This window comes from Pandoraea eparura, assembly GCF_902459725.1.
In the GTDB taxonomy this organism is placed as follows: Bacteria; Pseudomonadota; Gammaproteobacteria; order Burkholderiales; family Burkholderiaceae; genus Pandoraea; species Pandoraea eparura.
The window spans coordinates 849,588-870,521 of the sequence record NZ_CABPSH010000001.1; the positions used below are offsets into that span (position 1 = coordinate 849,588).

The following is a 20,934-nucleotide window of genomic DNA, read 5'->3' on the forward strand; positions in this document are numbered from 1 at the left end:
CCACTATATAATTTGGGGCGAATTTTTCCTCACCCGAGCCTTGTCTTGACTGCTTCGACTTCTCCCCAGAACGTACTGGCCGCCATCGCCGACGACATGCGTGCCGTCGACCAGCTTATCCGCCACCGGCTGGCCTCCGAGGTGGTCCTGATTAATCAGATCTCGGAATACATCATCAATTCGGGCGGTAAACGGCTGCGTCCGGCGTTGTTGCTGCTCGTGTCCGGTGCGCTCGGCGTGACCTCGCCGCATCGCTTCGAACTGGCAGCGGTCATCGAGTTCATTCACACATCGACGCTGCTTCACGACGACGTCGTCGACGAATCCGACCTGCGCCGCGGCAAGCAAACGGCGAACGCACTGTTCGGCAACGCGGCATCGGTGCTGGTGGGCGACTTCCTGTATTCGCGCTCCTTCGAGATGATGGTGAGCGTGGACAACATGCGCGTCATGCAGATTCTGGCGCGCACCACCAACGTGATTGCCGAAGGCGAAGTGCTGCAGTTGCTGAACATGCACGACCCGGACGTCGACGAAGCCCGCTATCTGCAGGTCATTCAATACAAGACGGCCACGCTGTTCGAAGCGGCAACGCAACTCGCCGCCGTGCTCGCCAACGCCGATGCACAAACCGAAGCGGCCGTGCGCGAATACGGTGGGCGTCTCGGCACGGCATTCCAGTTGATGGACGATTGGCTCGACTACGCCGGCGACACCGACGCGATGGGCAAGAACGCGGGCGACGATCTGCGCGAGGGCAAGCCGACGCTGCCGCTGATTCATGTGCTGCAACATGGCACCGACGCGGAACGCGCACTCGTGCGCGAAGCCATCGAGAACGGCGGCACCGACAAGTTCGATCCGATCCTCGCCGCGATCACGCGCACCGGCGCGCTCGATTACACGCTCGCACGCGCCAAAGAAGAAGCGGATGCTGCCGCACAAATTATTTCTACGCTCCCCTCTTCCCATTACAAAAATAGCCTGCTAGAATTATGTTCTTACTCGATAGCGCGACGCACTTAACGGCGAAGTAGCAGTATCGAAGCGGGGTGTAGCTTAGCCTGGTAGAGCGCTACGTTCGGGACGTAGAGGCCGGAGGTTCGAATCCTCTCACCCCGACCAGGATTACCTTTGCTTACGAGCAAAGCAAAAAAACCGCCGGACGCGTCCGGCGGTTTTTTTATGCCTGCTGCAAATGCAGATGGGTGCCGATCTCGATGCGCCGACGCGTCAACAACGTTGCGCGAATGGCTTGGCGTCCAACACATACGCGCCGGTACCGCTCACCCCGCAACCCGCTCGGACGACGCCCGCATCCCCTCTGCTATAGTGGCAACTCATTGCCACCCGCTCGCGCCACTCGCGCGCCCAAACGCTTGGAAGCCTTGCCCTTGTGGGCGCAGATTTGCGCCGTCGCCCTCCTGATCGTCTGCTCGGGATTCTTCTCCATTTCCGAAACGAGCATGATGGCGCTCAACCGCCATCGCCTGAAGCACCTGGTCAGGATGAACGTGCACGGCGCCAGTGCGACGCAGGGGCTGCTCTCTCGCACCGAAGCCCTGCTCTCGACGATTCTCGTCGGCAACAACGTCATCAATACCGTCGTGCCCGTGCTCACCACGTCGATCGCGGTGCGCTACTTCGGTAACGATGCCATTACGCTATCGGTCGCGACAGCACTCATTGCGCTGCTCATCATCATCTTTGCCGAGATCGGCCCGAAGATTGTCGGTGCAACGTATCCTGAACGCATCGCACTGCCGGCGAGCACGCTACTCAAACCGATCGTGACGGTGGCCGCGCCATTGGTCTGGGTGCTCAACGGCTTCGTGCGCGGCATGCTGCGCGTGCTGCGCATCGACACGCGCCGCGCGGCGAGCGAAGCACGCCTCACGACGGAAGAACTGCGCACCATCGTGCTCGAAGCCGGCAACTACATGCCGACCAAGCCGCGCAGCGTGTTGCTCAATCTGCTCGATCTCGAAAACATCGCGGTCGATGACGTGATGGTGCCGCGCGCACGCATCGAGGCGCTCGACATCTCGGCGCCGCTCGACACGATCCTCTCGCAGCTCGCGACCTGCTATCACAACAAGCTGCCGGTCTACGACGGCGACATCGACCGCGTCATCGGTATTTTGCCGGTGCGCCGCACGTTGGCCGCCCTGCAGCACCCGGACGATCTCTCGGCCGATACGCTGCGCGCATTGCTCGTCGAACCGTACTTCATCCCGAGCGACACGCCCGCGTTGCGCCAATTGCAGTATTTCCAGGAGAACCACCGGCGCGTGGGTCTGGTCGTCAACGAATACGGCGAAGTCGAAGGACTGCTGACCACCGAGGACATCATCGAGGAGCTCATCGGCGAGTTCACGACCAGCATGCCGGGCACGGGAGGCAGCCGCTCGGGCTGGACGTCGGACGACGATTGCCTGGTCAGCGGTGGCGTGGGGCTGCGCGACCTGAACCGCCGGCTGAACCTGCATCTGCCGACGGATGGCCCGAAGACGCTCAACGGGCTGATCCTCGAAGTGCTGCGCGAGATTCCCGAAGCGGCCGTCAGCCTCGAGATCAGCGGCGTTCGCATGGAAATCGTGCAAATCGACAATCAGGCAATCAAGATGGTGCGTCTGTTCAAGCCGGGCACGCGAACGCCGTCGCAGGATTGAGCCGTCCCCGTTCACTGCACGTGACACCCGCCCATTTTTCGGGCAATTCCGATTGAGCCGCCCCAGGGTTTTGACGAGACTGACGTTTCACGCAGCACTCGCCAGGCCCTGTCATGTCATTTCATTTTTCCCAATCCGAGAGCGCGGCAGCCGCAGCCGAACCCTTAGCCGACGGGTCGCGCGCCTCGCGCGACGCCACGACGCCCTTGCAGTTTCTCGAACAGCGGCTGGGCGAGGCGGTTCGGGCAGGCGCGTCCGATGTGCACTTCGAACCGATGGCACAACGCTTTCGCATTCGGCTGCGGATCGACGGCCATCTGTACGAGCACTGCGATGTGCCCTTGCCGTGGCGCGACATGCTCGTCTCGCGCCTCAAGGTGCTCGCCAATCTGGATATCGCCCAGAAGCGCCTGCCGCAGGACGGACGCATGGTGTGGCGCGACGCGGGCGAGCCCGTGGAGTGCCGCGTCAGTGCGATGCCGACGCTACACGGCGAGAAGCTTGTGGTGCGCTTGCTCGACGGCGCAAAGGTTCCACTCTCGCTCGAAGGTCTTGGCTACACGCCGAAGCAATACCTAGCGCTCACGCGCGCCATTGCCCGGCCCCACGGCATGATCCTGCTGACCGGACCGACAGGCAGCGGCAAGACCGTCTCGCTCTACAGTTGCCTGCGACGGCTCAACGACACGTCGCGCAATATCGTCACCATCGAAGACCCGGTGGAAATCCGTCTGCCGGGTGTCACGCAGGTCAATCTCAACGAGCGCGCGGGGCTCGACTTCGCGACCGCCTTGCGCGCGTTTCTCCGACAGGATCCGGACGTACTCGTCGTCGGTGAGATTCGCGATGCGCAAACCGCCGGGATCGCCGTGCAGGCGGCTCAGACCGGACACCTCGTTTTCGCGACCGTGCATGCGAACGATGCGACGAGCACCCTCGCACGCTTGTTCGATCTCGGTGTCGCACCGTTCAATCTCTCGTCGACGTTGCTGCTCATCAGCGCACAGCGCTTGCTCAGGCGTCGATGTCCGGCGGGTTGCGAACCCGGTCGTGCGCCAGGGAACATTGCCCGGGCCGAACACCCGTGCATGCGCTGTCATGGCACCGGTTTCGCCGGGCGCATCGGCGCATTCCAGGTGATGCCGATCAGTGCGACACAGGCGACCAACATTGCGCAGGCACGCAGTCCGCACGAACTCGCGACGCAAGCCCAGCGCGAAGGCGTGATGACGTTGCGAGAAGCCGGGCTCTGGCATTGCGCCGCGGGCACCGTCAGCGAGGAGGATGTCGATGCGACAACGCCCGCTTGACCGCCGCAGGCCGCATGCCTGGCACAACGCGTCGCTTGCCTTGGCATACACCGGGCACATTGCGGCGGTGCGCTCACTGCCACCCGTGCCATGCGCCGCATCGCGACGAGGTGACCCATGCCACCGATGATGCAACCCCGCCGCTGGCACTGGCAAGGTCAGGACGCCGACGGGCGATACCGGCGCGGCGAGGTCATCGCGCACGGTGAAGCCGCCGCGCGTCTGCTGCTGCGTGGCCAACGCCTGTCGGTCACGCATCTGCGCCCGGGGCGCCGATATACCCCAGTGGGGCGTGTCGGATCCGCCGATGCCACCGACCTCGTCCGGCGCCTGGCCACCTTGCTCGGGGCCGGTGTGCCGCTCACATCAGCCCTCGACGTCCTCGCACGTGGCGCGCATACGCGAGGACTCAAGCGGCTCGCATCCGACATCGGCCTGGACGTCGGGCGAGGGCATCCGTTGGCGCAGGCCATGGCGCGGGCCAGCCGCCGTTTCAGCGCCATTGACTGCCAGTTGATTGCCGCGGCGGAACTGAGCGGTCAGCTCGGCCCAACGCTGGCGCGGCTGAGCACACAATACGATCACACACGCAGTGTGCGAGAGAAGCTCCAGCGCGCGCTCGCCTATCCGTTGACGGTGCTGGGCGTCGCGTTGGCCGTCGTGATCGCGCTCCTCCAATGGGTGATCCCCGAGTTCGAGCGTCTGTTCGCCAGCGCCGCCGGAGGCGGCATACCGCTGCCGATGCTCACACGATGGCTCATCGACATCTCACGCGCATCGCTGACAAGCGGGCCGTGGCTGCTGGCCACGCTGGGTGCCGCGGGGCTCGTCATCGCGGCGACTTTGCGCCGCAGCACGCGAATGCGACGGCTTCGCGATCGTCTGTGCTTACGATTGCCGGGCGCCGGCCGTATCCTGCGCATGTTGAGCGCCGCCCGGTGGGCCAGAACCCTGGGCACGTTGCTCGACGCGGGCGTCGCGCTTCCCGACGCTATGGACGCCGCCGCGAGCGCATGCGGCAACCTCGTCATGCAGCGCGCGGCCCACGAGGTTCACCGCGGGGTCGCGCGGGGGATGCGTCTCGCCACCGCGCTCGAGGCCGATGCGCACTGGCCCCTGGTCATCGCGCAACTCGCCGTGATCGGGGAGGAATCGGGTACACTCGGGCGCATGCTCAACCAGGCCGCGGGCCTGCTCGACGAAGACGCCTCGCACGCGCTGGTGAGTACCTGTGCGACGCTGGAACCCATGATGATTACGCTTCTCGGCCTGCTGATCGGCGGCATGGTCCTCGCCATGTACCTGCCGATGTTCCAACTCGGATACGGTGTCGCATGAATGGCATAAGCGGTTACGCAGCGCTGCTGCCGATCGATTGGCTAGCGCAACTGGAACCTCACTGGCGCTTCGCGCTGTTCGCTGCATTGGGCGTCGTCGCCGGACTTGGGCTCGATGTCGTCGTCCGACGCGTGCCCGCTGCGATCGAACGGGCGTGGCTCGAAGAGATGCAGGCTGTCGACGCCGCGAACCCGTCGCCGCTGCACGCCCCCGTGTCTCAGGCCGCCCCACCCGGCGCGCCATTGGTGCTGGCTGGGCCGCTCGCCATTGCATCCGGCCCATCACTGGCCGCTTCGCCTGCCGCTTCGCCTGCCGCATCACCTGCCACATCACCCGCGGCATCACCCGCTGCATCACCCGCCGCGTTGCCTAATGCATCTCCCGCCGCGTCGCCCGCCCCTTCAGCAACGCCGTCACGGCCCCCGCTAGCCAACACCGCTCGGCCGCGCCGCTGGCAGCTATCTCTGCTCAGCGGCGTGCTGAGCGTCGCCGTCGCGTGGCGCCTCGGTCCAACCTGGCAGAGCCTCGGCGCACTCGGCCTCGTCTGGACGCTCATCGCGCTCGCATACATCGACCACGACACACAGCTCCTGCCCGACATCCTGACGCTGCCGCTGCTGTGGGCCGGCCTGCTGTGCAACCTCGGGCACTGGTTCGCAACACTCCCGGCCGCGGTCATCGGGGCCGCGGCAGGCTATCTGAGCCTGTGGGCGCTGTATTGGGTTTACTGGTGGCTACGTCGTCGCGAAGGCATGGGCTTCGGCGACTTCAAGCTCTACGCGGCGCTGGGCGCCTGGTTCGGCTGGACCGCGCTGCTCCAGATCCTGCTGCTGGCGTGCCTGCTCGCCATCGTGATCGCCGGCAGCGCATGGCTCATTGGACGACTGCGCAGCGACCAAATGTTTCCTTTCGGCGCGTTTCTCGCTGCAGCAGGCATCGCCACGCTGTTCGGCGGCAACGGTCTGATGATCTGGATTGGAGGAACGCCATGACTTACGCCATCGGCCTGACCGGCGGCATCGGCAGCGGCAAGACGACCGTCGCCAACCTGTTCGCCACGCACGGTATCGCCATCATCGACACCGATGCCATCGCGCACGGCATCACCGCCCCGGGCGGCGCGGCCATGCCCGCAATCCGGCGCGAGTTCGGCGACGCATTTGTCGCCCCGGACGGCTCGCTCGACCGTGCGCGCATGCGCGAAGCCGTCTTCTCGAACGACGCCGCCAAGGCGCGTCTGGAGGCCATTACCCATCCGCTGATTCGCACGGAGTGCGAGCGTGCCGCCAGTGAAGCCCAAGGGCCCTATCTGATTTTCGTTGTGCCCCTGCTGGTGGAATCCGGTCGGTGGCGCGAACGCGTGCAACGCGTGCTGGTCGTCGACTGCACCGAGCAGACGCAGATCGCGCGCGTCATGTCCCGCAACGGCTTCACACGCGACCAGGTGCTGGCGATCATGGCGCGGCAGGCGAGCCGGGAACAACGGCTTGCCGCGGCGGACGACGTCATCGACAACGACGCCCAGCATGCCTCGCTCGCCCCGCAGGTCGACCGTTTGCACGCCGCGTATCTGAAGCTCGCGGCGCAGGCAGAAGGTCGTTGATCGATGTTGGCGGGTGCGTGGACGGCGTCGCGCGCACGCGCCACCGTCGATTGAGCGACCACTCGCGTTGCGCCTCGACAGATTCCGGCATTAGAATGTCGCCATTACGCTGAAAAGCGCCAACTTCTGGGCCAACGCGCTTGATCCTGTACGAATATCCGCTCAACGAACGCATTCGCACGCTGCTTCGGCTGGAAGAGCTGTTCGGGCGCTTTGCCTTTTTCGTCGGGCAGGATCAGCCGCTCGATCACCACGCGGCGCTGATCACGATGTTCGAGATTGCCGACATCGCCGGACGCACCGATCTGAAGAACGAACTGGTCAAGGAACTCGACCGGCAGCGTCAGACGTTGACGACCTATCGCGGCAATCCCGATATCGCCTCCGACGCACTCGAACAATTCATCGGCGAAGTCGAGCTGGCGATCGCGAATCTCAACCAGATTCCCGGCAAGCCCGGCCAGCATCTGAACGACAACGAATGGCTTGCGAGCATTCGCAGTCGCTCAGTGATCCCGGGCGGCACGTGCCGCTTCGACCTGCCGTCGTATTACGCCTGGCGCCACAACGATGCCGAGCAACGCCGCCAGGACATCGACAAGTGGATCGGCCCGCTGTTTCCGATACGCGACGCCCTCGGCATCGTGCTGGGGCTAGCCCGCGAGTCGGGTCACGCCAGCAAGGCCATGGCGCAGCAAGGCAGCTACCAGCAGATGCTGACCGGCCGCGTCTATCAGCTCATGCAGGTGCGCGTGGCGCCCGAACTGCGCGTGATTCCCGAGGCCAGCGCCAACAAGTACATGCTGTGGGTGCGCTTTACGACGCAGGACGGCGATCTCAAGCCGCGTCCGGTCGACAGCGACGTGCCGTTCCTGCTCACGCTCTGCAATCTCTAAGCCCATGACGACCGTCGTCAACTGCCCGACCTGCGGCAAGCCAGTGGTTTGGGGCCCGCAGGCCAAATTCCGCCCGTTCTGCTCGGAGCGTTGCAAGCAGATCGACATCGGCGCCTGGGCGGCGGAGAAGTACACCATTCCCGCCGACGCGCCCGAGGATCCCTCGCAAGACGCCCCGCTCGACCCGACACAACGCTGATGCGCTGATGCCTTGGACGCCCCACGGGGACCACAACGGTTTCGCCCAACGCAAAAAGAAAAGGCACCCTCGCGGGTGCCTTTCGTACTTCTGGGCGCGCATCCGAGATGCGTGCCCCCACCGATCGATCAACCTGATCGTCATGAACGTCAGACCGCGCCGCCGACGCACGCTATGACTTCGCGGCAATCTCCTCGGCGAGCCAGCTCAGCGGCGGCAGGGCCGCCGGCAGCAGCGGCTCGACGCTCACCGGCGGACGCTGCCATGCCAGTGCCTGCCCTTCCTTGCCATGCGGCTCGCCCTGCCATGCGGTGACTTTGCAGAAATGCAGACGCACATAGGCATGGGGGTAATCGTGCTCAAGAACGCGCCACGGCGCGCAGCGCTCCACCGTCACGCCCAGTTCCTCGTGCAGCTCACGCGCGAGCGCCGCAGCGACCGACTCGCCAGCCTCCAGCTTGCCGCCCGGGAATTCCCAATAGCCTGCGTACGGCTTGCCGGCCGGACGCTGCCCCAGGAGCACCGCGCCATCCGCGCGCACCATTACCCCGACGGCCACTTCCGTGATGGCACGCCCGTCAGGCGCATATCGTTTCGAATCTGTCATAGTCCTTCGCCATTCCTGCGTCATCTGCGCAACCTGCGCTGCCTGCCGGTTTCTCGGTCGTGCGGGGCGTAACCCATGCGCCATGGCACACCGCTCGCCAGCACATTACGAGGCGTGAGACGCACTGCGCAGCTTGCCCGCCCAATCACGCGCGAACTGGAAAGCCACGCGCCCCGAGCGCGAGCCGCGCTCCAGCGCCCAGATCAGCGCCTCATGACGCGCCGATTCCGTCTGATCGGCCGGCACGCCGAAATGCTGCAGCCAGTGACCGACGATGGTCAGGTAGTCGTCCTGCTTGAACGGATAGAAGCTCACCCACAGCCCGAATCGCTCGGACAACGATATCTTTTCCTCGATCACTTCGCCCGGATGAATCTCACCGTCTTCGGTGTGGCGATAGCTTTCGTTGTCCTTCATATATTCGGGCAACAGGTGACGTCGATTCGACGTCGCATAGATCAGCACATTGTCTGACTGCGCGGCCACCGAGCCGTCGAGCGCCACTTTCAAGGCCTTGTAACCCGACTCGCCGTCCTCGAACGACAGGTCGTCGCAGAACACAACGAAGCGCTCGGGACGCTGCGAAATCAGATCGACGATATCGCCCAGATCGACCAGGTCATCCTTGTCCACTTCGATCAGGCGCAGGCCTTCCGAGGCGTACTGATTCAGGCAGGCCTTGATGAGCGACGACTTGCCCGTGCCGCGCGCGCCGGTCAACAACACGTTATTGGCCGGCTCGCCGCGCACGAACTGGCGCGTATTCTGCTCGATCAACCCTTTCTGGCGTTCGATGTTCTGAAGATCGCCCAGCGTGATGGTAGAGACATGCGCCACGGGTTGCAGGAACCCGCGCCCCTGCTTCTTGCGCCAGCGAAACGCCATCGCGGCGTGCCAGTCGATCTCGGGGGCGGCCGGCGGCAACATCACCTCCAACCTGGCCAGCACGCCTTCCGCGCGCGTGAGGAACTGCTCCAGCTTGTCCATGCTTCGAAATCCCCGCGCCGCTCACGGGCGCTCGTGTCGTTGCTTCGTCGTGTTGTGGTTTCCCTTCGCTGCGTGCCGGGGTGCTTTTGCCACCTGCCGGCGCCAGACCGACACTGCCGGCCAGTGCCACCGGCGCATGGTCGACGCCGGTCGGGCATCGACCTACGGCGCCGACGGCCTGCCCCCCGGGTGGGAGGTGCGCGGCCGTCGCGTCAGGGCTCAGGAACGGTAATCGGCGTTGATGCTCACGTAATCGTGCGAAAGGTCGCACGTCCACAGCGTCGCGGCGGCGTCGCCGCGGCCCAGCACCACGCGCACCGTGATTTCGCTTTGCTTCATCACGCGCTGGCCGTCTTCCTCACGGTAGTCGGCATTGCGACCACCCGCGCGGGCGACCAGCACATCGTCGAGATAGAGGTCGATCTTGCTGACGTCGAGGTCGTTCACGCCCGCATAGCCGATCGCGGCCAAAATGCGGCCCAGGTTCGGATCGGACGCGTAAAACGCCGTCTTCACCAGCGGCGAATGCCCGATCGCATAGCCGATCTGACGGCATTCGGCCACGTCGCGGCCACCTTCAACCGTGACGGTGATGAATTTGGTCGCCCCTTCGCCGTCGCGCACGATCAACTGTGCCAGTTCCTGCGAGATCGACAGCAAGGCGTCGCGGAATGCGGCAAAGGCCGGCGTGTCCGTGCTGACGATTTCCGGCAGATCGGTCTGGCCCGTGGCCGCCACGATGAACGAGTCGTTGGTGGATGTATCGCCGTCGATGGTGATCGCGTTGAACGAGCGATCCGCCACGTACTTGACCAGCGCATCGAGCACCGGCTGCGCCACGCGCGCATTGGTACCCACGAAGCCCAGCATGGTCGCCATGTTCGGCTTGATCATGCCCGCGCCCTTGCTGATGCCTGTGAGCACGATCGTCTTGCCGTCGATCACGATCTCGCGCGACGCGGCTTTGGGCAGCGTGTCGGTCGTCATGATCGATTGCGCGGCCTCGTACCAGTGCGCGGGCGCCAGGTTGGCGATGGCTTGCGGCAGACCGGCGACCAGTCGCTCGACCGGCAGCGGCTCGAGAATCACGCCGGTCGAGAACGGCAGGATTTGGTTTGGGTTGACCGACAGCAGCTTGGCGAGCGCGTCGCACGTCGCACGCGTAGCGACCATGCCCGGTTCACCGGTGCCCGCATTGGCGTTCCCGGTGTTGACCACCAGCGCGCGAATGCCCGCTTGCGCGGCCAGATGCGTCTTGCAGACCGTTACCGGGGCGGCGCAAAAACGGTTCGTCGTGAAAACGCCTGACACCGTGCTACCGGCGGCCAGTCGCATGACCAGCACGTCCTTACGGTTCGGCTTGCGGATATTGGCTTCGGCCCAGCCCAGTTCGACGCCGGGAACGGCGTGCAGTCGGGAGGCTTCGATCGAGGGGAAATTGACGGCCATGTGGGTTCGCCCGCGAGAGATAAGCGTTACAGCTCCCGCCCTGACGATGTCGGCACGACACTCCGCCGGGGCGGCGGTTGATCGGTGCGGCCGGTCGAGAAACCGGCGCTACAAACGACGCGGCGCCGATCCTGAGTCGGCGCCGCGTCGATCGGTTCACATCTTAAGACAGTTTGCCGTGGCAGTGCTTGAATTTCTTGCCGCTGCCGCACGGGCACGGATCGTTGCGGCCGACCTTCGGCAACAACTCGCCGCCGGCCACCGCCGCGCTGGCCGCGCGGGCCAGGGCAGAGACTACCGGACGACCCGCATCCTCGTCGATCTCGCCGTCGCCGCCCACCGTCTCGAGTTCGTCGTGCTTGAACTCGACGTTGACCAGACCGCCCGCGCTGTCATCGAGCGCCTCGGTCGCCTGCTCGAGCTCTTCCTGCGACTGGATGCGCACATTCATGATGACGCGCGTGACTTCGAGCTTGATGGTCTCGAGCAGTTGCGCGAACAGTTCGAACGCTTCGCGCTTGTATTCCTGCTTCGGATTCTTCTGAGCGTAGCCGCGCAGATGGATGCCCTGGCGCAGGTGATCCAGCGCCGCCAGGTGCTCGCGCCAGTTGGAATCGACGCTCTGAAGCATGACCGAGCGCTCGAAGCCGGAGAACGACTCGCGCCCCACCAGTTCGACCTTCGATTGATAGGAGGCTTCAGCCGCCTCCATCACTTCCTTGAGGATGTCCTCGTCATCGATTTCGTCAGCGCCTTCGATACGCGACTGCAGCGGCAAGTCGAGCTGCCACTCTTCGCGCAGCACCGTCTCCAGGCCCTTCAGGTCCCACTGCTCTTCGACGGTCCCGGCCGGCACGTAGGTACGCACCAGCGCTTCGAACACGCTCTGACGCATGCCCGAGATGGTTTCCGAGACGTCTTGCGCTTCGAGCAGTTCGTTGCGCTGCTGGTAGATCACCTTGCGCTGATCGTTGGACACATCGTCATACTCGAGCAGTTGCTTGCGCACGTCGAAGTTGCGCGCTTCGACCTTGCGCTGCGCCGACTCGATCGAGCGCGTGACGATGCCGGCTTCAATGGCTTCGCCTTCCGGCATCTTCAGGCGATCCATGATCGCGCGCACGCGGTCGCCCGCGAAAATGCGCAGCAGCGGATCTTCCAGCGACAGGTAGAAACGCGACGAACCCGGATCGCCCTGACGACCTGAACGACCGCGCAACTGGTTGTCGATGCGGCGCGACTCGTGACGCTCGGTGCCAATGATGTGCAGACCGCCGGCCGTCTTCACCTGCTCGTGCAGGCCCTGCCATTCGTCCTGCAATTGCTGAATGCGCGCTTGCTTGTCGGCTTCGGACAGGTTCGCATCCATTTCGATGAAACCCGACTGCTTCTCGACGTTGCCGCCCAGCACGATGTCGGTACCGCGACCGGCCATGTTGGTGGCAATGGTGATGACGCCCGGGCGGCCCGCCTGCGCCACGATTTCGGCTTCGCGGGCGTGTTGCTTGGCGTTGAGCACCTGGTGCGGCAGCTTCTCGCTCGTGAGCAGTTGCGAGAGATACTCCGACGTCTCGATCGACGTCGTGCCCACCAGCACCGGCTGGCCACGTTGCACGCAATCGCGAATGTCCTTGATGACCGCGTCGTACTTTTCCTTGGCCGTCTTGTAGATCTGATCCTGACGGTCGATCCGCTTGGGCGGACGGTTGGTCGGGATCACCACCGTCTCCAGACGGTAGATTTCGTTGAATTCGAACGCCTCGGTGTCCGCCGTCCCCGTCATGCCCGAAAGCTTGGCGTACATGCGGAAGTAGTTCTGGAACGTGATCGAGGCCAGCGTCTGGTTTTCATGCTGGATCGAGACGCGCTCCTTCGCTTCCACCGCCTGGTGCAGACCTTCGGACCAGCGGCGACCCGCCATCAGACGGCCGGTAAACTCGTCGACGATGACGATCTCGTCGTTCTGCACCACGTAATGCTGATCCTTGTGGAACAGCGTGTGCGCGCGCAGGGCAGCGTACACATGGTGCATGAGCGTGATGTTCTGCGGCGCGTAGAGGCTGTCGCCCTCGGCGATCATGCCCCACTCGGCGAGCAGTTCCTCGGCCTTCTCGTGACCGCGCTCGGTCAGGAAGACCTGGCGCGCCTTTTCGTCGAGCGTGTAGTCGCCCGGCACCTCGACGCCCGTGCCGTCCGATTTCTCTTCGCCGATCTGACGCTCGAGCATCGCCGGCAGGCGATCCATCTTCACGTACAGTTCGGTGTGATCTTCGGCCTGACCGGAGATGATCAGCGGCGTGCGCGCCTCGTCGATCAGGATCGAGTCCACTTCGTCGACGATGGCGTAGTTCAGAGTGCGCTGTACCCGCTGCTCGGTCTCGTAGACCATGTTGTCGCGCAGGTAGTCGAAGCCGAACTCGTTGTTCGTGCCGTAGGTGATATCGGCCGCATACGCCGTCTGCTTCTCATCGTGCGGCATCTGCGACAGGTTGATCCCCACCGACAGGCCCAGGAAGTTGTACAGACGCGCCATCCATTCGGCGTCGCGCTGTGCCAGGTAATCGTTGACGGTCACCACATGCACGCCCTTGCCCGAGAGCGCGTTCAGATAGGCGGGCAATGTCGCGACGAGCGTCTTGCCTTCGCCCGTGCGCATTTCGGCGATCTTGCCGAAGTGCAGCACCATGCCGCCGATCAGCTGAACGTCGAAGTGGCGCATCTTGAGGACGCGCTTGCCGGCTTCGCGGCACACCGCAAAGGCTTCGACCAGCAACGAATCCACGCTCGCCCCCTGGGCGATACGTTGCTTGAATTCCTCGGTCTTGCCGCGCAGTTGCTCATCGCTCAGTTGGGCGATCTGCGGCTCGAGGGCGTTGATCGCCGCGACGGTTTTCTGGTACTGCTTGATAAGCCGCTGGTTGCGGCTGCCAAATACTTTTTTAAGAAGACCGGGAATCATCGGATCACTGGTTAGGGCGGCAAATGTCGATCGCAATCATGCACTTGGTCGGCAAACGGAACGGCGCGCGTCCGGGGGCGTGCCCCACGCGTGCCGAACCGCCCGACGCGCCTGCGCGCTGCGGGTCACCGGTGTTTGGCACTCAGGCCTCGCTCCGGTTCGATACCTATACTGAAAAATGGATTCTAGCATGCTGTCGTGGCACGTCCCGCCGGCCTCCGACGCCGGCCGTGCGGCGTTTTCGGCGTTCGGGCCGAGGCGACGCCCGATGGCGGGGTAAAATACCGGCAACCTCTGTCTCATCATATGAAACGACCCAAAGCACCCCGCGTTGCCCGCCCGCTGACCGACTTGCTAGGCGCCTCCGACGGCGCCGGCTCGTTGTTGGTCGCCGCCGAACAACTCGGCCGACTGGAACGAGACGTTCACGCGTTGCTGCCTGCGGCGCTCGCCGGCAGCGTTCGGCTGGCGCCGCCGCGCGAGGGGGCGCTGGTCTTCCTGGTTGCCAACAATGCGCTGGCGGCGCGGCTGCGCCAGCAAACGCCGTCGCTGATCGAGGGTCTCGCGACGCGCGGCTGGTTGATCCGTACGATCCGTATCCGCGTGAGCATTGCAGCGCCCGAGCCTCAGAAGCCCCCCAAGGAAGCCCGGCTGTCCCGTCAGGGACTGGTCAGCCTGCGCGATCTGCGCGACGCGCTGGAGCCGTCTCCGCTTCGCGACGCCCTCGCCCGTCTTGTTGCCCGACATTCCTACGGCGGACCGCGCAAGCCCTGAACCTGAGCCCTGAACCTGAGCCCTGAGCCCTGAGCCTGAGCCTGAGCCTGAGCCTGAGCCCTGAACCTGAGTCTGGAGCCTGAGCCCTGAGCCTGGGTCCGGAGCCGGCGTCCCAAGCGCTGGATCAGGTCGTCGCCACGTCACGATCCGTTCAGGTGCAACGCCAATTGGGTGTGCGCGTCAAATAAAAAAGCGCCGTATCGACGGCGCTTTCATTTTGTTGCTTTCACGCCCCTGTCTGCGGCGCGTCACGCGTGCTGCGTGATTTACGCGAACTGTGTCTGCGGTTCGAACTGGAAGCCGCGCGGCGCGTCTTCCGCATGCTCGAATGTGACGATTTCAAACGCTTCCTGTGCGAGCAGTTCGCGCAAGAGCTGGTTGTTCAGACCGTGCCCCGACTTGTACGCCGTGTAAGACGCCAGCAGCGGATGACCAATCACATACAGGTCACCGATAGCGTCGAGCATCTTGTGCTTCACGAACTCGTCGTCGTAGCGCAGGCCATCGTTGTTCAGGATGCGGTACTCGTCGAGCACGATGGCGTTGTCCATGCTACCGCCGCGCGCCAGACCGAGTTCGCGCAGCATCTCGACTTCATGCGCAAAACCGAACGTACGGGCACGCGCGATTTCCTTCGCGTAGGACGTATCGGCAAAGTCGATCTCGAGCGCCTGGCCCGTGCGATCGACCGCCGGGTGACGGAAGTCGATGGTGAACTTGAGCTTGAAGCCTTCGTACGGCTCGAGACGGGCGAACTTGTCGCCTTCGCGAATCTCGACCGGCTTCGTCACACGAATGAATTTCTTGGCGGCCGCCTGCTCTTCGATGCCGGCCGACTGAATCAGGAAGACGAACGTTGCGGCGCTGCCATCCATGATCGGAATTTCTTCGGCCGTCACGTCGACATACAGATTGTCGATGCCCAGCCCCGCGCATGCCGACATCAGGTGCTCCACGGTGGACACCCGCGCTCCCTCCTTCTGCAACACCGACGCAAGACGCGTGTCGCCAATCGCCATCGCCGACGCCGGAATCTCCACAGGAGGATTCAGATCGGTACGGCAGAAGACGATGCCCGTGTTGGGCGGCGCCGGACGCAGCGACAGCTCGACCTTGCGACCGGAGTGCAAGCCGATGCCGACTGTCTTGGCGATGGATTTGAGAGTGCGCTGCTTAAGCATGCTATTTATTTAAACTATCGGACGCTAATTACCATAAATGTAATTATATCAGATCGAGACCTTCCTCGCTGTGCCACAAACGCAACGCTTCGTTACTAAACATTTTGGATTTTGCCCCATCGATTCGTCGGCGCCCATATCGCGACACGAAATAGGCCGTATCAAAAATCGACGCCAGGCCATAGGCCGGGCATCACCCCTTGTCGGGACACCCCGACCGCTGCGACGGAGGCATGCCGCAGCGGTCGGGGGACAGATCCGCGAGACCGGGTCAGGGATCCCGAACGCTTACCCGTAACGTTCGTGACCTGTGATACGTGGACGCCGCTTGCGACTCTGGTTGTCGCAGCCATACGGCATCTCGCGCGCTCACAACCTCGCCGTATCGTCATTCGGACTCGTACCGCGGCGCGCCATCCCCACGCCGGACGGCATGGTCATGGGAGCGACGACGAATCCTCACGACGACCTGCGTAGGCCTCGCGATTCCCAAGGTGCGGCGGTACCAGGCACTGGCACCTGGACCGCGCGCGACCCTGTCAGTCGGCTTGCTTGCGCAGGAAAGCCGGAATGTCGTACGTGTCGACACCCTTCTCCTGCAACGCGGCAACGTGCGACGCTGCGGTCTCGCGCGTGCTGCGCCATACGGCCGGCGTTTCGAGCGCGCCGTAGTCCGTACCGCCAGCCTGACCGACATTCGGCACGTGGCCGGTGGCGATCGGCATATTGTCGGTACCGGTCTTGAGCAGCGTCATCGGGGCAGCGGCCTTCTTCGCGACAGCACGGCCCAGGCCCGTGGCCACGACGGTCACGCGCAGGGCATCGCCCATCTTGTCGTCGTAGACGGTACCGAAAATCACGGTTGCGTCTTCGGCCGCGTAGCTCTTGATGGTGTTCATCACTTCACGCGTTTCCGACAGACGCAGCGAACGCGATGCCGTAATGTTGACCAGCACACCGCGCGCACCCGACAAGTCCACGCCTTCGAGCAGCGGGCTCGCCACGGCCTGCTCGGCCGCCAGACGCGCACGATCGACACCGGCCACCGTCGCCGTACCCATCATGGCTTTGCCTTGCTCGCCCATCACCGTCTTCACGTCTTCAAAGTCGACGTTCACCAGACCGTCGACATTGATGATTTCGGCGATGCCGGCCACGGCGTTATGCAGCACGTCGTCGGCGCACTGGAAGCACTTGTCCATCTCGGCGTCGTCGCCCATGACTTCGAACAGCTTGTCGTTGAGCACGACGATCAGCGAGTCGACGTTGTCTTCCAGTTCCTGCGCGCCGGTCTCGGCCACGCGCATGCGCTTGCCGCCTTCGAACTCGAACGGCTTCGAGACCACGCCCACGGTCAGAATGCCCATTTCCTTGGCAATCTGCGCCACGACCGGTGCTGCGCCCGTGCCCGTGCCGCCGCCCATGCCCGCGGTGATGAACACCATGTGCGCGCCACGCAGGGCGTCGGCCACGCGCTCGCGAGCTTCCTCCGCCGCGGCACGGCCCATCTCCGGCTTGGCGCCTGCGCCCAGACCGGTCTTGCCGAGCTGGATGTTCACGCTGGCCTGCGAGCGACCGAGTGCCTGGGCGTCCGTGTTCATGGCGATGAAGTCCACGCCTTGCACGCCCCGGTTGATCATGTGCTGGACGGCATTGCCGCCAGCGCCACCAACACCCACCACCTTGATGATGGTGCCGTTGGTTTCCGTTTCCAACATTTCAAAGTTCATAGCGCCTCCAGTGAATGAAAAGCAGATCCGGTACTGCTGGCCACATGCGGCTCGGGTAAGCCACGCGTGTTTTCAATCCCGAATCCACACCCCTCAAAAAACACCATTAAAAATTGCTGAAAAACCAGTCGCGCATGCGCGACCAGACCTGATTCGCCTGCCCCGACTGCACCGCGACCTTGCGCCCGCGCATGCGTTGGGAACGTCCTTCGAGCAGCAGCCCCATCGCGGTCGCGTAGCGCGGGCTGCGCACCACATCGGCCAGACCGCCGGCATACTCCGGCACGCCGATGCGCACCGGCTTGAGGAAGATGTCCTCACCCAACTCGACCATGCCCGGCATCATCGCCGCGCCGCCCGTGAGCACGATGCCCGAAGACAGCAGTTCCTCGTATCCCGACTCGCGCACCACCTGCTGTACCAGCGAGAACAGCTCTTCGACGCGCGGCTCGATCACCGCGGCCAGCGCCTGACGCGAGAGCGTGCGCGGTCCGCGCTCGCCCAGCCCCGGCACTTCGATCATCTCGTCCGGGTCGGCCAGCGACTGCTTGGCGATGCCGTGCTGAATCTTGATGTCTTCCGCGTCGGGTGTCGGCGTGCGCACGGCCATCGCGATGTCGCTCGTGATCTGGTCGCCCGCGATCGGAATCACGGCCGTGTGACGGATCGCGCCTTCGCTGAAAATCGCGATATCGGTCGTGCCGCCGCCGATGTCGATCAGCACCACGCCCAGTTCCTTCTCGTCTTCGGTGAGCACCGAAATGCTCGACGCGAGCGGTTGCAGAATCAGGTCGTTGACTTCGAGTCCGCAACGGCGCACGCACTTCACGATGTTCTGCGCCGCCGAGACCGCGCCGGTCACGATATGCACCTTCACTTCGAGACGAATGCCGCTCATGCCGATCGGCTCGCGCACGTCTTCCTGACCGTCGATGATGAATTCCTGCGTGAGGATGTGCAGCACCTGCTGGTCGGTCGGGATGTTGATCGCCTTGGCCGTCTCGATGACGCGCGCCACGTCGGCCTGCGTCACCTCCTTGTCCTTGATCGCCACCATGCCGCTCGAATTGAAGCTGCGAATGTGGCTGCCGGCGATGCCCGTGAACACATTGGTGATCTTGCAGTCCGCCATCAGCTCGGCCTCTTCGAGCGCACGCTGAATGGACTGCACCGTGGCTTCGATGTTCACCACGACACCCTTTTTCAGCCCGCGCGATTCGCTCTGGCCGAGGCCGATCACTTCATAGCGGCCTTCAGGGCGCAGTTCGGCCACCACCGCCACGACTTTCGACGTGCCGATATCGAGGGCGACCAACAGATCCTTGTAATCTTTGCTCATAGCGTGTGTAAGTCCTGAAGTCTCACTGGCTTCGCTTCTGCCGCGCGGCAGGTTGCGCAACCGTCGGCTTTTGCGAATCCCGCTTTTGCACCGGTGTCGCGGCAAGCTTCTTGGCCTGGTCTTCGCTCAAGAAACGCATACCCGCGGCACGTACCGCAAAACCGTTCGGGTACCGCAGATCGGCATACTCGATCTGATTTCCCCAGCGCGCCGCTACCTGCGGATACGCTTGTACGAAACGCCTGCTGCGTGTGGCCAGGGATTCGGGCGAACGCTCCCGTCCCAGTGCCAGATGCACGCCCCCCGCGAGCCGTACGCTCCATGCGTAACGATTCGACAGCGTGACCGCTTCGGGTTTCATTTTCAGCGGCGCGAACCACCTCACGAAGTCGTAGTAACGCGCCGTCACATCCTTCTCGCTGCCAGGCGGGCCGGCGAACTCGGGCAGCTTGCCGTCGTCCTCGGCTTCTGCCAGGTTCGCTGCGAACAGTTCGCCGTCCACACTCACCAGACGGCCGTCGTTCCACGTGGCCAGCGGCTTGTATTCCTCGATCGTCACCGCGAGCTGGTTCGGCCAAACGCGTCGCACGCTCGCGTGACGCACCCAGGGCACCGCTTCGAAGGCCGCTCGCGTGGCGTCCAGGTCGATCGTGAAAAAATTGCCCTTGAGGCGCGACACAGCATTCGCACGCAATGTCGGCGCGTTGATGTGCGACACATCCCCATCGATACGCACCGCCTTGAGCGTAAAGATCGGCCGCTGAATCAGCCAATGGCCGCCCGCAGCGAGCGCCGCCAGCACGACGAGTGCGACGAGCGCACTCGCGATGGCGTTGAGCAGGCGTACGTTTTGCCACATGGCGATTTGCTTTCCGTATCGAGGCGTTCTGCAACGCGTTCAAGGTTTTACTCGGGCTTCCACTGCGCGTTCGGATGCAGATCGAGCGTCGCAGTGGCCAAAATTTCGACAACCAGGTCTTCATACGACAGACCCGCCGCCCGCGCCGACATCGGCACCAGCGAGTGACCGGTCATACCCGGCGAGGTATTGATCTCCAGCAGGAACGGCTTGTTGTCACGCTTGCGCAGCATCACATCGGCGCGCGCCCAGCCACGACAGCCCAGCACGAGATAGGCGCGCAGCACGAGGCGCTGCACCTCCTCCTGCAATGACACCGACAGCGGCGGCGGGCATTCGTAGCGCGTGTCGTCCTTGAAATACTTGTTCTGGTAGTCGTAGTTCGCATCCGGCGCGACGATACGGATCACCGGCAGCGCGCGCGCGGCGGCCGCGCCCTTCGTGCCCACGCCGAGCACCGGCACGGTCAACTCGTCGCCATCGATGAATTCTTCGGCGAGAACGTCCGGGTCGAGGGCCGCCGCCTTCTCGTAGGCGGCCTTCAGTTGCGACGCCTCGGTGACCTTCGTCAATCCGATGGTCGAGCCTTCGCGCGACGGCTTGACGATGAGGGGCAGGCCCAGATCGCGGGCGACGGCATCGAAGTCGCTGTCGGCGGTGAGCATCGCGAAGCGCGGCGTGGGCAGCCCTTCGTTGATCCACACGCGCTTGGTCATTTCCTTGTCCATCGCCAGCGCGGAGGCCAACACGCCGCTGCCGGTGTACGGCACGCCCAGGTGTTCGAGCGCGCCTTGCAGCGTGCCGTCTTCGCCGTAGCGGCCATGCAGTGCGATGAACACACGGTCGAACTTCTGCGCGGCGAGCGCCGCGAGGTCGTGCATGCCGGTATCGAAAGCGTGCGCGTCCACGCCGCGCGAGCGCAGCGCGTCAAGCACGCCCTGGCCCGAAATCAGCGAGATCTGACGCTCGGCCGAGCGCCCGCCCATCAGGACGCCCACCTTGCCGAAACGTTTCGGATCGAAAGCACTCAC

General features: G+C 64.1%; 18 protein-coding genes and 1 tRNA gene. 10 read left to right on the plus strand and 9 right to left on the minus strand.

From position 1 onward, the window contains the following. Nucleotides 1–96: 96 nt before the first annotated feature. From PEP31012_RS03815 to yacG, 9 genes are all read left to right on the plus strand, one after another. Nucleotides 97–1,026: a polyprenyl synthetase family protein gene (locus PEP31012_RS03815; RefSeq protein WP_246171138.1), complete on the plus strand. Its 930-nt coding sequence runs from the start codon at nt 97–99 to the stop codon at nt 1,024–1,026. A 22-nt stretch (nt 1,027–1,048) separates the two neighbouring features. Further along, a tRNA-Pro gene (locus tag PEP31012_RS03820) sits at nt 1,049–1,125 on the plus strand. 254 nt (nt 1,126–1,379) lie between these two features. Then, a complete protein-coding gene (locus PEP31012_RS03825; RefSeq protein WP_174978094.1) occupies nt 1,380–2,672 on the plus strand; it encodes an HlyC/CorC family transporter in 1,293 nt (430 codons plus the stop codon). Between the two features lie 113 nt (nt 2,673–2,785). Then, nucleotides 2,786–3,982, plus strand: coding sequence for a GspE/PulE family protein (locus tag PEP31012_RS03830; protein ID WP_150587970.1), 1,197 nt, complete (start codon nt 2,786–2,788; stop codon nt 3,980–3,982). A gap of 117 nt (nt 3,983–4,099) precedes the next feature. After that, entirely contained in the window at nt 4,100–5,320 is a 1,221-nt protein-coding gene (locus PEP31012_RS03835; protein ID WP_150587971.1) for a type II secretion system F family protein, read from the plus strand. After that, a complete protein-coding gene (locus tag PEP31012_RS24125; RefSeq protein ID WP_281355405.1) occupies nt 5,317–6,312 on the plus strand; it encodes a prepilin peptidase in 996 nt (331 codons plus the stop codon). The genes PEP31012_RS03835 and PEP31012_RS24125 overlap by 4 nt, the downstream gene beginning before the upstream one ends. Continuing rightward, on the plus strand, nt 6,309–6,923 hold the full coding sequence (gene coaE / locus PEP31012_RS03850) for a dephospho-CoA kinase (RefSeq protein ID WP_150587974.1): 615 nt from the start codon (nt 6,309–6,311) through the stop codon (nt 6,921–6,923). Before PEP31012_RS24125 ends, coaE begins: the two co-directional genes overlap by 4 nt. Nucleotides 6,924–7,063: 140 nt before the next feature. Then, nucleotides 7,064–7,819 carry a cell division protein ZapD gene (gene zapD, locus PEP31012_RS03855; RefSeq protein ID WP_017234742.1) on the plus strand — a complete coding sequence of 252 codons (756 nt, stop codon included), beginning with the start codon at nt 7,064–7,066 and terminating at the stop codon, nt 7,817–7,819. A 4-nt stretch (nt 7,820–7,823) separates the two neighbouring features. Beyond that, nucleotides 7,824–8,018 carry a DNA gyrase inhibitor YacG gene (gene yacG / locus PEP31012_RS03860; protein ID WP_150587975.1) on the plus strand — a complete coding sequence of 65 codons (195 nt, stop codon included), beginning with the start codon at nt 7,824–7,826 and terminating at the stop codon, nt 8,016–8,018. Nucleotides 8,019–8,190: 172 nt separating this feature from the next. Here the strand turns inward: yacG and PEP31012_RS03865 are convergent, their stop codons facing one another. The 4 genes from PEP31012_RS03865 to secA all read right to left on the minus strand — a co-directional run bounded on the left by PEP31012_RS03865 (nt 8,191) and on the right by secA (nt 14,020). After that, entirely contained in the window at nt 8,191–8,625 is a 435-nt protein-coding gene (locus tag PEP31012_RS03865) for an NUDIX domain-containing protein (protein WP_150587976.1), read from the minus strand. A gap of 105 nt (nt 8,626–8,730) precedes the next feature. Continuing rightward, nucleotides 8,731–9,612, minus strand: coding sequence for an ATP-binding protein (locus tag PEP31012_RS03870; protein ID WP_150587977.1), 882 nt, complete (start codon nt 9,610–9,612; stop codon nt 8,731–8,733). A gap of 219 nt (nt 9,613–9,831) precedes the next feature. After that, nucleotides 9,832–11,061, minus strand: coding sequence for a bifunctional glutamate N-acetyltransferase/amino-acid acetyltransferase ArgJ (gene argJ / locus PEP31012_RS03875; protein ID WP_150587978.1), 1,230 nt, complete (start codon nt 11,059–11,061; stop codon nt 9,832–9,834). 163 nt (nt 11,062–11,224) lie between these two features. After that, on the minus strand, nt 11,225–14,020 hold the full coding sequence (secA, locus tag PEP31012_RS03880; protein ID WP_150587979.1) for a preprotein translocase subunit SecA: 2,796 nt from the start codon (nt 14,018–14,020) through the stop codon (nt 11,225–11,227). 306 nt (nt 14,021–14,326) lie between these two features. Between secA and PEP31012_RS03885 the strand changes: the two genes are divergently transcribed. Next, on the plus strand, nt 14,327–14,794 hold the full coding sequence (locus PEP31012_RS03885; protein ID WP_150587980.1) for a DciA family protein: 468 nt from the start codon (nt 14,327–14,329) through the stop codon (nt 14,792–14,794). Between the two features lie 266 nt (nt 14,795–15,060). Here the strand turns inward: PEP31012_RS03885 and lpxC are convergent, their stop codons facing one another. The 5 genes from lpxC to PEP31012_RS03910 form a co-directional block, all read right to left on the minus strand. Further along, nucleotides 15,061–15,975, minus strand: coding sequence for a UDP-3-O-acyl-N-acetylglucosamine deacetylase (gene lpxC, locus PEP31012_RS03890; protein ID WP_150587981.1), 915 nt, complete (start codon nt 15,973–15,975; stop codon nt 15,061–15,063). A gap of 539 nt (nt 15,976–16,514) precedes the next feature. Continuing rightward, entirely contained in the window at nt 16,515–17,705 is a 1,191-nt protein-coding gene (ftsZ, locus tag PEP31012_RS03895) for a cell division protein FtsZ (protein WP_150587982.1), read from the minus strand. Nucleotides 17,706–17,811: 106 nt separating this feature from the next. Next, nucleotides 17,812–19,044 (minus strand): cell division protein FtsA, encoded by a 1,233-nt coding sequence (ftsA, locus tag PEP31012_RS03900; protein WP_017234751.1) that lies wholly within the window; start codon nt 19,042–19,044, stop codon nt 17,812–17,814. Between the two features lie 22 nt (nt 19,045–19,066). Then, nucleotides 19,067–19,903 carry a cell division protein FtsQ/DivIB gene (locus PEP31012_RS03905; RefSeq protein ID WP_150587983.1) on the minus strand — a complete coding sequence of 279 codons (837 nt, stop codon included), beginning with the start codon at nt 19,901–19,903 and terminating at the stop codon, nt 19,067–19,069. Nucleotides 19,904–19,950: 47 nt separating this feature from the next. After that, on the minus strand, nt 19,951–20,934 hold the full coding sequence (locus PEP31012_RS03910) for a D-alanine--D-alanine ligase (RefSeq protein WP_150587984.1): 984 nt from the start codon (nt 20,932–20,934) through the stop codon (nt 19,951–19,953).

Excerpts from the sequence above, each read along its gene's own strand:
- PEP31012_RS03815 (WP_246171138.1), top strand. The coding sequence starts at position 97 with ATGCGTGCCGTCGACCAGCTTATCCGCCACCGGCTGGCCTCCGAGGTG.
- secA (WP_150587979.1), bottom strand. The coding sequence starts at position 14,020 with ATGATTCCCGGTCTTCTTAAAAAAGTATTTGGCAGCCGCAACCAGCGG.
- PEP31012_RS03830 (WP_150587970.1), top strand. The coding sequence starts at position 2,786 with ATGTCATTTCATTTTTCCCAATCCGAGAGCGCGGCAGCCGCAGCCGAA.
- coaE (WP_150587974.1), top strand. The coding sequence starts at position 6,309 with ATGACTTACGCCATCGGCCTGACCGGCGGCATCGGCAGCGGCAAGACG.
- argJ (WP_150587978.1), bottom strand. The coding sequence starts at position 11,061 with ATGGCCGTCAATTTCCCCTCGATCGAAGCCTCCCGACTGCACGCCGTT.
- PEP31012_RS03885 (WP_150587980.1), top strand. The coding sequence starts at position 14,327 with ATGAAACGACCCAAAGCACCCCGCGTTGCCCGCCCGCTGACCGACTTG.
- ftsZ (WP_150587982.1), bottom strand. The coding sequence starts at position 17,705 with ATGAACTTTGAAATGTTGGAAACGGAAACCAACGGCACCATCATCAAG.
- PEP31012_RS24125 (WP_281355405.1), top strand. The coding sequence starts at position 5,317 with ATGAATGGCATAAGCGGTTACGCAGCGCTGCTGCCGATCGATTGGCTA.
- PEP31012_RS03905 (WP_150587983.1), bottom strand. The coding sequence starts at position 19,903 with ATGTGGCAAAACGTACGCCTGCTCAACGCCATCGCGAGTGCGCTCGTC.
- PEP31012_RS03870 (WP_150587977.1), bottom strand. The coding sequence starts at position 9,612 with ATGGACAAGCTGGAGCAGTTCCTCACGCGCGCGGAAGGCGTGCTGGCC.
- yacG (WP_150587975.1), top strand. The coding sequence starts at position 7,824 with ATGACGACCGTCGTCAACTGCCCGACCTGCGGCAAGCCAGTGGTTTGG.
- lpxC (WP_150587981.1), bottom strand. The coding sequence starts at position 15,975 with ATGCTTAAGCAGCGCACTCTCAAATCCATCGCCAAGACAGTCGGCATC.
- PEP31012_RS03865 (WP_150587976.1), bottom strand. The coding sequence starts at position 8,625 with ATGACAGATTCGAAACGATATGCGCCTGACGGGCGTGCCATCACGGAA.
- ftsA (WP_017234751.1), bottom strand. The coding sequence starts at position 19,044 with ATGAGCAAAGATTACAAGGATCTGTTGGTCGCCCTCGATATCGGCACG.
- PEP31012_RS03835 (WP_150587971.1), top strand. The coding sequence starts at position 4,100 with ATGCCACCGATGATGCAACCCCGCCGCTGGCACTGGCAAGGTCAGGAC.